This window comes from Campylobacter suis (assembly GCF_905120475.1).
Taxonomy (GTDB): domain Bacteria; phylum Campylobacterota; class Campylobacteria; order Campylobacterales; family Campylobacteraceae; genus Campylobacter_A; species Campylobacter_A suis.
This window is the reverse complement of sequence record NZ_CAJHOE010000003.1, coordinates 142,513-153,317: the sequence shown is the minus strand read 5'-3', so window position 1 is coordinate 153,317 and position 10,805 is coordinate 142,513. Positions and strand designations below refer to the sequence as shown.

At 37.5% G+C, this 10,805-nt stretch carries 10 protein-coding genes; all 10 read right to left on the bottom strand.

What is annotated here, in order from left to right:
• Positions 1 to 14: 14 nt before the first annotated feature.
• Positions 15 to 1,130 carry a sensor histidine kinase gene (locus LQV35_RS07000; RefSeq protein ID WP_230057158.1) on the bottom strand — a complete coding sequence of 372 codons (1,116 nt, stop codon included), beginning with the start codon at positions 1,128 to 1,130 and terminating at the stop codon, positions 15 to 17.
• Positions 1,114 to 1,782 (bottom strand): response regulator transcription factor, encoded by a 669-nt coding sequence (locus LQV35_RS06995; protein WP_230057157.1) that lies wholly within the window; start codon positions 1,780 to 1,782, stop codon positions 1,114 to 1,116. The genes LQV35_RS07000 and LQV35_RS06995 overlap by 17 nt, the downstream gene beginning before the upstream one ends.
• 62 nt (positions 1,783 to 1,844) lie before the next feature.
• Positions 1,845 to 2,753 carry an NrfD/PsrC family molybdoenzyme membrane anchor subunit gene (nrfD, locus tag LQV35_RS06990; RefSeq protein WP_230057156.1) on the bottom strand — a complete coding sequence of 303 codons (909 nt, stop codon included), beginning with the start codon at positions 2,751 to 2,753 and terminating at the stop codon, positions 1,845 to 1,847.
• Positions 2,746 to 3,309: a 4Fe-4S dicluster domain-containing protein gene (locus tag LQV35_RS06985; RefSeq protein WP_230057155.1), complete on the bottom strand. Its 564-nt coding sequence runs from the start codon at positions 3,307 to 3,309 to the stop codon at positions 2,746 to 2,748. Before LQV35_RS06985 ends, nrfD begins: the two co-directional genes overlap by 8 nt.
• A gap of 10 nt (positions 3,310 to 3,319) precedes the next feature.
• Positions 3,320 to 5,599: a thiosulfate reductase PhsA gene (gene phsA / locus LQV35_RS06980; RefSeq protein ID WP_230057154.1), complete on the bottom strand. Its 2,280-nt coding sequence runs from the start codon at positions 5,597 to 5,599 to the stop codon at positions 3,320 to 3,322.
• 252 nt (positions 5,600 to 5,851) lie between these two features.
• On the bottom strand, positions 5,852 to 6,637 hold the full coding sequence (locus tag LQV35_RS06975; protein WP_230057153.1) for a shikimate dehydrogenase: 786 nt from the start codon (positions 6,635 to 6,637) through the stop codon (positions 5,852 to 5,854).
• Entirely contained in the window at positions 6,634 to 7,482 is an 849-nt protein-coding gene (locus LQV35_RS06970) for an SPOR domain-containing protein (RefSeq protein ID WP_230057152.1), read from the bottom strand. The genes LQV35_RS06975 and LQV35_RS06970 overlap by 4 nt, the downstream gene beginning before the upstream one ends.
• A 9-nt stretch (positions 7,483 to 7,491) precedes the next feature.
• On the bottom strand, positions 7,492 to 8,034 hold the full coding sequence (locus tag LQV35_RS06965; protein ID WP_230057151.1) for a DUF1882 domain-containing protein: 543 nt from the start codon (positions 8,032 to 8,034) through the stop codon (positions 7,492 to 7,494).
• Positions 8,034 to 9,278, bottom strand: coding sequence for a serine hydroxymethyltransferase (locus tag LQV35_RS06960; protein ID WP_230057150.1), 1,245 nt, complete (start codon positions 9,276 to 9,278; stop codon positions 8,034 to 8,036). The genes LQV35_RS06965 and LQV35_RS06960 overlap by 1 nt, the downstream gene beginning before the upstream one ends.
• A complete protein-coding gene (gene lysS / locus LQV35_RS06955; protein ID WP_230057161.1) occupies positions 9,275 to 10,786 on the bottom strand; it encodes a lysine--tRNA ligase in 1,512 nt (503 codons plus the stop codon). The genes LQV35_RS06960 and lysS overlap by 4 nt, the downstream gene beginning before the upstream one ends.
• Positions 10,787 to 10,805: the final 19 nt, after the last annotated feature.

Genomic DNA, 10,805 nt, shown 5'->3' with positions numbered 1-10,805 from the left:
TTAAGTAAAAACAGTTAAGATAAAGAAGCAAGTTTTAGTTTATAAGAAAATTTGCTTCCTTTTCCAAGTTCACTTCTTACATTATAGATAATATCATTTTTTACACATATCTCTTCAACTATATTTAACCCTATGCCAAATCCCCCTTGAACGCTATCTTCACGCTCATATCTTTTAAAAATTTTCTTCACATCTTTTATGCCACTGCCAAAGTCCTCAACACTAAACACCACCCTACTCTCATCTTTTTTTACGCTCAAAATGATATTGGTGTCTTGTGGGCTATATTTTATAGCATTTGTTATGGTGTTATCAACGAGTCTTTGAAGGGCTATCTTACTTATAAAAACATATAAATTTGCTTCAATATCATAAACTATCTTAATGCGCTTAGTATCAGCCAAAGATGCTAAAAATCTTACTCTCTCGCGTGCAAACTCGCACAAATTTATATGTTCGTTTGGAAATTTTATATATCCACGCTTGATATAATACTCCACATCATCATATAGCAGTTGCATTTGCTTTAGTGCATTTGAAATTCGCTTTGTATTTTTGTTTTCAACACCAAGCATTTCAAGGTTTATCTTAGCGACGCCAAGTGGTGTTTTTAGCTCGTGCATAGCGTCATTAAAAAAGTCATTTAGATATTTTTGTGCTTGTTTATAAGGTTTTGCGCTTGTTACAAAAAGTAGGTAAATGGTTATACTAACAACCAAAAGAGCAAGCGCTAGCGTAAGAGAGACGATAAAAATTTCACGCTTTACATTTAGTTCGCTGGCTATAATTATAAAAAAAGGTCTCTCTTTAAAAAAGAAAAAGTTTTTATAGTACAAAACTCCATCTTTGATGAAATTTTTTTCTGTTCGCTCTTTGTGCAGATCCTGAAGTGTTGAAAAGTATATAGTATCATTTGAGTCATAAAGTGCGTATTTGTAAATGAGCGAGTCAGGCAAAATTTGACCGTTTTCAAAGTTACGCCTAACCTGCTCTTCAAAACGCATCATGCCAAAAATATTATTTGAAACTTCCTCTTTTTGGCTTGATACTATTATCCAAAAGCTTTGCAAAACAAAAAGTGCCATTATAATAATAACGGCGATCGTTGGAATTTTAAGATTTTTTTCCATCGATTTTGTAGCCAAAATGTCGTTTTGAAATTACAAAATCACTCGAAGTTTTTTGCCTAATTTTTAAAACATGCATCCTTATGTCGGCTTCGTTTATCTCTTTATCGCCCCAAATTTTCTCTTTTAGCTCATTTATGCTGATAAAATTTCCAGCATTTACAGCAAGATAACTTACTATCTCAAGCTCTTTTGCACTAAGCTCAATCACCTCGCCATCTTTTAAAAGTTGTCTTTTTATGGCGTCATAGTTAAAATCCATATCAAGCGCTATAAAATTTTTATCGCCAAGACTGTAGTATTTTCTCATAAGCTCGCCCACACGAAATTTCAGCTCAGCAAGTTCAAATGGCTTTTTAAGATATTCGTTACAGCCAAGCTCATAGCCTATCGCCATATCGTCTATATCAACAAGCGAAGTCATCATCATTATAGGTGTTTGAAGCCCTATGCTTTTTATAAATTTTAAAACTTCAAAGCCATTTATGTTTGGCACCTTAACATCGAGTATAAAAAGTTGATAGATATTTTTTGATATTTTATCGCAAGCAGTCTCGCCATCGCCTGCTGTATCGACCTCATAGCCAAGTGATGTTAAATACTCACTAACACTCTCTTGATAACCTAGGTCATCTTCCATAAGTAAAATTTTCAAATGTATCCTTTAAGTGTTGTTGCTAAAAAGCGATACCCACCAAAATGATGGGTATCAAAATCTTACATCTGCCCTGCATAGACTATGTAATATCTTAGCAAAATAACACCAAGTATAACAATAAAAGTATTAAAAATGATTAAATTTTTACTCATCTTCTCGCCATTTGCTAGCTCTATGACAACTGGAAGCGCCATACCAGAGCCAACAACAAACACCCAAAACATCACAGCCAATGCACCATTTGTAAGCGCCTTACCAGCAACTTCTGCACCTGCTGAGCCTGATGAGTAAAGATAGCCAAAAAGAGCAACTAAAAGCAAGCATTCAACGATTATAACAAACATATCAAGCTTTAAAAGTTTAAATGTGCTCTCATCTTTTTCTTTACCAAATATTGCGCCACAAAGTACGCTGGCAGCGATACCTGAACTAAGTCCAGAAACCAAAAACAATATAGGTAAGATAGGCGTATCCCAAAGTAAAATTTTACTTACAGCACTTAACAAAAAGCCTGTATAAACGCCCACGCCAATGGCTAGTGGGAGAATTAAAATTTCAAAAATTTTTGCCAAAGCCTTTTCAAGCGAACTTATCAAGCCTTTAAATGGCGCCAAGATAGTAAGGTCTTTATAGGCAAAAAGCGCATAAACAACAACTATCGGCGTATAGACTAAAAGAAGTGCAACGCCTATACTCATAACTGATGTAAAGTTATACTTTAACAATATCCAGTAAAAACTAAGTGGCTTTCCAAGGTCAAGCACCAAAAGAGCAAGACCGACAATGATAGCAATAGGTGCTAATAAAACGGCGCTCTTAAAATTTGCCCCAGTTTTACCTTGCCACTTTAAAAGGACTGCAACGATAGCAGCACCAGCACTAAGACCAGCCAAAAATAGATAAAGTGCGATTGGCCACGGCCAGTAAATTTCGCCGTATTGAGCCATGCTTCCCCACATATTATTCATTGTGTCCTCCTTTTGTGTTTGCAACCATAGCAAGGCGTGGATGTGTACCAAGCTCGGCTTTTGGGTAATAAACCTCTTTTTCCTTTAACATTTTTGAAATTTTTGAGTTTTCATCATTTGCATCTCCAAATACAAGTGCGTCTGTTGGACAAACAGTTACACAAGCTGGCTCTTCACCGCGTGCTAGTCGGCTTTCATGACAAAATGTACATTTGCCAATGTTTCCATCTGGCAAGACAAATCTAGCATCATAAGGACAAGCAAGGATGCAGTATTTACAGCTAACGCAAATTCTATCATCAAGTAAAGTGATACCATCTGCTGTCTTAAAGCTTGCTCCAGTAGGACAAACCTCAACGCAAGGCGCATCCTCGCACATAACACAGCTGTGGCGCAAAAAGTCCATTTTTAGTTTTGGAAATGTGCCACTCATTTTTGAATGTACCTGCAAACGATAAAGGTTGTTAGGAACATTGTTTTCGCTTCTACAAGCGACAGAACAGCCTTGACAGCCTATGCATAAATTTTCATCATGAATCATCATATACTTTTTCATCTTATCTCCCTTACGCCTTAACTATCTCAACACCGACATTTGTAACCATCGTAGCAGCCACAGGTCCCTCTTCTGGGTTAAGCAACACACTTTGGTTTGTGCCTACCATATGAATTTTGCCAAGTGCTGGCGTGATGTGACCAAATCCGTGATACAAAAATAGCGTATCTTCACGAATGCCTTCGGTTAGCATAACTTTACCATTTTGTTTACCAAATTGGTTCTTAATAACAACATCATCTCCATCTTTTATCCCGCGCTTTGCAGCTGTTTTTGGATGTATCCATATAGGTGCATCGTTCATTAAGTCATTTAGGTACGGAACTGATTGAGTATGACCATTTGTATGAATAGGCGTCTTGCCTGTCATCAAGCAAAGCTCATGTCCATCATAAACATCCATACCTTCAGTATTTAAACAGCCGTATCCAGGAAACTGTGCTTCAACTTGCTCGCTAAATAGCTCTATCTTGCCACTTTTTGTTTTTAACTTAGCTTGAGAGTCCATAAGTCCATTTTCACCTACATATTGGCTGGCTTGTGGATATTTTTTTACAAATTTTGCAACAGTATCCTTGTCGCGGAACAAAATTCCTGGCACATCATAACTAACATATCCATCTTTTTCTAGCTTAGCAAGTAGCTCTACATTGCCCTTAACTTGCTGTATACGCCACTCTCGCATATTGTTCCACTTATAAAGACTATCAACTTTTAAACGACGCGCAAGCTCTCTAAAGATAGTCGCTCCATCTTTAGTGTCGCCAACTGGATCTACAACTTTATTTCGTATCATATAAGCTGGTTTTAAACTTGACTTATCTTCGATACCTTCATCGCGCTCAAGATATGTACTTTCTGGGAGTATAACATCAGCAAAAGTTGCCATATCATTCATATAAACATCGCTAACAACGATAAAGTCAAGCTTTTTCATAGCCTCTATCGCCTTTTCAGTTTCTGCAACATTTATAAGATGGTTAAAGCGGATATTAAACCAGCCTTTTATAGGATATGGTTTTTCACTTAAAATAGCATGAGGGATATCCATCAAAACCCCGTGACTCCTGCTTACAAACTTATGTCTGCCATCTTCTCCAGCAAAGTCAAGTCTTTGAACTTTTGGAACTTTAAAGTCTTTGTCTGGATTAGTTATCTCATCAATAATGTTTTCGCCAACAAGCTTGTTGTATGTCTTAGCTTTTTTACCGCTAAACAAACCGCCTTTAACTTCCCAGTTACCCATCATCGCATTTGCGGTCATAATGGCTCTAGTTCTCATATATTCAGCTTTTGCTGTTGTTGTTTTATGTCCAAAGTCGATGATAACTTTTGGTGCAGCCGCCCAAATTTCAGCCGCTATCCTTTGTATATCAGAGGCTTTTATGCCAGTTACTTTTTCAGCCCACTCAGGAGTTGTATCCTTAGTCATTTCAACAACTTTATCAAAACCGATAGTAAAATCTTCTATGAATTTCTTATCATAAGTGCCATTTTTTATCCAAGTATGAATAAGCGCCATGACAAAAGCTAGGTCAGTTCCTGGCTTAACTGGCAACCACTCATCAGCCTTTGCAGCAACAACGCTAAATCTTGGATCAAGCACCAAAAGCTTTCTATCTTTTTGAGCAGCAAATTTTGCAAGTTTTTTAGCATCACTAATAACTATGCCTTCAAAAAGGTTGTGTCCAAAATTTACAACATACTTTGCATTAGAGAAGTCACGCTTTAACTTAGCATCACCATACATATGCTCGCACACCATTTGATATGTTATAGGGCAGCATGAAAAGTGTGAAAAGCAGTTTGGTGAGCCATAGCTAGAGGCAAAATTTACCATAAGCTTATGAGTTTGAGAACTTTTTGCAGTAAATACAAAGCTTTCAGGTCCGTACTTCTCTTTTATCTCTTGCATCTTTTTTGCAACCAGATCAAGCGCCTCGTCCCAACTAGCTTCGCGCCATTTGTTTTCTCCGCGCTCTCCAACACGAATAAGTGGCTTTACTAAGCGTTGTGGATCATAAAGCTGGCTATGTCCAGAACCTCCGCGCGCACAAACTGATGTCTTTGTGCCACTTGCTTTTGCATTGCCTTGTATAAAAACTGTTTTATCGTCGCTAATGCGTGCCTCTATAGGACAGCGTGATGAGCACATTTCACAAAAACTCATTACCGTTTTTTCGCTAGGGCTTAGTGGGTTTGCACCAAGCTTTGCTATCGTGCCAGGCATTGCACTTACAGCCCCAACAACTGCAGACGCTTTAAGAAAATTTCGTCTTGAATTGTTCATTTTCTCCTCCTAAAATAGTTTTATCGGGAAAATTATATCATTGCAAGGTCAATTTAATGTAAAATATTTCTTAAATATGTTTTTTAATTATTATTTTAAGTAAAATAAGAAAATCATTATCAATAATCGCGAAAATTTATTATCATAGATTTTTTATATTTTATAGTATTTGTCGATATTTTGCGGTTATTTATGGTAATTCTGAAGTTTTTAAAAATTTAAAAAGTAAAAATATAGTTTAAAGTTAATGTTTTAAATTTGCATAGCTTTGCGCATAGCAAATTCTATCTTTTCTTCGTTTAATTTATTATCATAAAATAAATTTAATGCCAAAACGGCTTGAAAAAGTAGCATATCAGAACCATCTTTTGTAAGCAAACCATTTGACTTTGCAAGTTTTAAAAATGGTGTTTGTTTTGCATATATAACATCATAGGCAAATTTTGATCTTTGTAGACATGGGGTCAAAATTTCGGCGCTTAATGGCAAGCTATCGTCCTTTAATCCAGCCGAAGTTGAGTTTATAATCAAGTCAAATGATTTTACCTTAAAATCACTCCATGTAAAACACTCATAACCATTAAACTCTGCAAACCGCTCCTTGCTTCTATTTAAAATTTCTACACTTATACCAGCATTTTTCAAACTATATGCAATCGCTTTTGCAGTTCCTCCAGCACCGATAATAAGAGCGCTTTTTACCTCTTTAAATTCTTTTATAGAGCGCAAAAAGCCTGGAGCGTCAGTGTTGTGTGCATAAATTTTATCATCTTTTAAAACAAGAGTATTAGCAGAACCTATAGCCATAGCCTCTTCTGAGGCGACATCGGCAAGATGTAGGGCATAAGCCTTGTGCGGGACAGTAACATTAGCACCATCAAGCCTAAGCTGTTTAAATGAACTTATGAGCTTATAACCCTCTTTTAATAAAATACGACTATAAAAGCCATTTAAATCTAGCTCAGATATCGCCTTGTTATGAAGCCTAGGCGATATACTGTGAGCTACCGGATCTCCAAAAAGGGCAAAGGCTCTCATTTGATCCTATAAATAAATGCACCATAGGCAATGTCTTTGCGAATATCACTAAGTGCGTTTTGAATTTTATCCTCACTAAAAGGACCAACTATAACCTTTGTCATATTGCCAGCTTTAACAGTTGTGTAGCTATAGCCTTTAGCTACAATTTTATTTGTAAGCGATGCGTCAGGAGTTGGCTTTGAGATAGCTGCAACTTGAACATAAGCGCCTTTTGAGCCGCTAGTAGTTGCCGTGGTTGTTTTTGCAGGCTCTTTTTTAGGCTCTGGCTTTGGCTGCTCTTTGGCAACTTTTTTAGGTTCTTCTTTTTTTACTTCTTCTTTTTTAGGTTCAGGCTTTGGCTCTGGTTTTACTTCAACCTTTTTAGCAGGTTCAGGCTTTGGCTCTTCTACCACTTTTACAATTGGTTTTGGCTCAGGCTTTTGCTGAGTCGCATCATTTTTACTTGTGTCAGTTTCACTCTTGCCTTTTAGTTTTTTAACCATATCCTCAAAGTCATCTTGGCTTTTTTCCTCTGGTATAATAGGCACTTGCTCAAAAAGCTGTTCATCATTTTTTCTCTCACTTACATCTTGTGGCTTTGATGCTGGCGGAGTAGCCATAGGCTGATTTAGTGCTAAATTTTGATCCTGGCTTGGAGCTGGTGGCAAAACAAGCCTTGAATCAATCTCGGCATTTGCACTTGTTTTTGCTTCTGGATCACTGTTTATAAATTTCATCACAACGATAACCGCTAAAAACAGTATAACCGCAGCTGCAATAATAAGCAAAATTTTCTTTACATTAGTACCGTTGTTGTCATTTTTTTCCAGTAAAATATCTTTTAGTTCATTGTTTATCTGCATAAAATTTCCTTACATATGTTTTGACCAGCTTGCGCCACGCTCTTTTTGATAAAGCTCGTATGGCAACGCTAGGATGTTAAATTCTTTTGGCATCTCTATCGTTGGAAACATCTTCCACTCCTTTGGAAGGCGTTGTGAAAGCTTTGCGCTTAGCATATTTGCAAGCTGGCAAGCCTCACTAAATGTTGTGTGTCCCTTATGAACATAAAGATGTAAGTGCCCCTCTGTTTTGCTTTTATAGGCAGTGAAATTTATAAAGCCTTCTTCACGAAGCAAAAGCTGGGCTCTATGCCAAAAGCGCTCTGGAGTTCGTCCATTATAGTCAAAGACGATATTTTCAACCTTATCAAACTGATTTATCAAAGAGTGAGCTGCAACTATCTTGCCAGCTTCGTGATCTTGGATAACCTTATAGTTTAACATCTCATTCACACGCTCAAATTTATCAAAAAATAGCTTGCCCTTATACTCGATCTTGTTTACGATACTATCACGCTTTATATAATAGTGCGTGGTTATCATTTTAATTAGTGCGGTATCTATACTTTGCATTAAAACATCGCCTTATCATATATGATAAACTGATGTGCTAGCTCTTTTAGCTCGGCTTTAACCCTTTCTTGAATTTGGGTGTTATTTATATCATCAAGCACATCGGCTATTTTATTTGCAATTAGCGCAAATTCAGTCTCTTTCATGCCGCGAGCTGTAAGCGCAGGGCTTCCTACGCGAATACCGCTTGTAACAAATGGACTACGAATTTCTCCTGGAACGGTGTTTTTATTTACAGTAATGCCAGCATTACCAAGTGCTATATCAGCATCTTTGCCACTAAATTCTTTTGTCAAAAAGCTCATAAGCACCAAATGATTATCCGTGCCCCTGCTCACTAGATCATATCCTCGTTTTACAAGGGTTTCGCCTAAAATTTTCGCATTTGCTTTAACTTGTTTTGCATAAACTTTCCACTCTGGGCTTAAGTTGTGTTTAAAACCAACAGCTTTTCCAGCTATCACATGCACAAGCGGTCCACCTTGGATACCTGGAAAGATACTAGAATTTATCTTTTTAGCATACTCTTCGTTATTTGTCATTATGATACCGCCCCTTGGTCCACGAAGTGTTTTGTGTGTTGTAGAGCTTACAACATCACAATGTGGGAATGGGTTTTGATGTTCGCCAGCCACAACCAAACCAGCAATGTGAGCAACATCAGCAAAAAGTATAGCCCCTACTTCATCGGCTATCTCGCGAAATTTCTTAAATTCTATCTCACGAGTATACGCACTAGCACCACAAACTATCATCTTTGGTTTTACTATCTTAGCTATATCAAGAACTCGCTCATAATTTATACGACCATCAAGCTCAACACCATAAAAAAAGCTCTCATAAATTTTACCAGAGCTACTTACTTTTGCGCCGTGCGTAAGGTGCCCGCCGTGACTTAGATCCATGCCTAAAATTTTATCGCCTGGATTTAAAAGTGCGCCATAAACGCCTTGATTTGCCTGTGAGCCTGAGTTTGGTTGAACATTTGCAAACTCGCAACCAAAAAGCTCTTTACAACGATCAATGGCTATTTGTTCTATCTCATCAACAAACTCACAACCACCATAATATCTTTTGCCAGGATAGCCCTCTGCATATTTATTTGTAAGGATAGAGCCCATGACTTGCATGACTTCTGGATATGTAAAATTCTCACTTGCTATCATCTCAAGGTGGTCACATTGACGCTTTAACTCCAAATTTACAAGGTCATATATCGACTTATCAAAATTTTCTAAACTCATTTGCTCTCCTTTGGTTGGTTTTCATTTTTTAGTGGTCGCATAGCAGGGAAAAGCACGACATCACGAATTGATTTTTTATTTGTCAAAAGCATTACAAGACGGTCAATACCGATACCCTCTCCAGCAGTTGGCGGCATAGCATATCCAAGCGCTCTAACATAATCCTCATCCATCTCATGCGCCTCATCATCGCCAGCATTTTTAGCATCTATCTGTCCAGCAAAACGGTTGTATTGATCGATTGGATCATTTAGCTCGTTAAATCCATTTGCAAGCTCACGCCCAGCGATAAATAGCTCAAATCTCTCGGCTATATCAGGATGTTTGTCATTTCTTCTTGAAAGCGGGCTTATGGAGATTGGAAAGTCAGTGATAAATGTAGGATTTATAAGCTTGCTCTCAACATAATTATCAAAAAGCTCAGCCTGTAAATGCCCAAGATCTAGCTTAGAATTTGCTTCAAAACCATCACTTTTAAGCTTTGCTAAAATTTTCTCCCTATCATCAATGATAGCAGGGTCAAGCCCACCTATATCAACTAGCGCTTTCTTGTATGTTATGCGCGAAAAAGGCTTTGAAAAATCTATCTGCATGCCATCAAATTCTATCACCTTTGGCATCTCAAGCTTATCTATCAGTGTTGTAAAAAGATCTTCTGTAAGTCCCATAAGATCATGATATGTATGATATGCCCAGTAAAACTCGATACTTGTAAATTCAGGATTGTGCGTTAGATCCATACCTTCGTTACGGAAATTTCTATTCATCTCATAAACCGCTTCAAAGCCACCAACTATAAGGCGCTTTAGATATAGCTCTGGCGCTATCCTAAGGTATCTATCAACTCCTAGTGCATTATGAAATGTCACAAAAGGCTTTGCATTTGCACCACCAGCTATAGGGTGCATCATAGGGGTTTCAACCTCTAAAAAGCCCTTATCTTCAAAAAATCTGCGTATAGTTGCTACTATTATAGAGCGCTTTTTAAAGTCATTTCTAACTTCTGGATTCATTATCATATCAAGATAACGCTGACGGTAGCGCATCTCAATGTCCACTAACCCGTGATATTTTTCAGGGAGCGGACTGATAGCCTTTGCTGCAAGTGTTATCTCGCTTACATGCATCGAAAATTCGCCCGTCCTAGTTATAAAAGCATATCCACGCACATAAACGATGTCGCCAACTTCGATATTTTTCTTTACGACATTAAACCACTCAGGGTCTAAAGTTTTGTTGCTAAAATAAATTTGTAAATTTGCATCTTCATCTTCAATGTTTGCAAATATAGCCTTACCAGCATCACGAATAAGCTTTATACGCCCCGCAAGGCCTACAAATTGCCCCTCCGCCTTGCGCTCCTCCGTATCTTTTATGTGGTTAAATTTTATCTTAAATTTTGTTATATCCATATCACGCCTAAGAAAATGCGGATAGGGATTAACACCTATTTTACGCAGCTCATCGGCAGTTTGTAGTCTTTGTAGTTCTAGTTTATTTTCAAATATCACCGTTTTTATCGCCCCT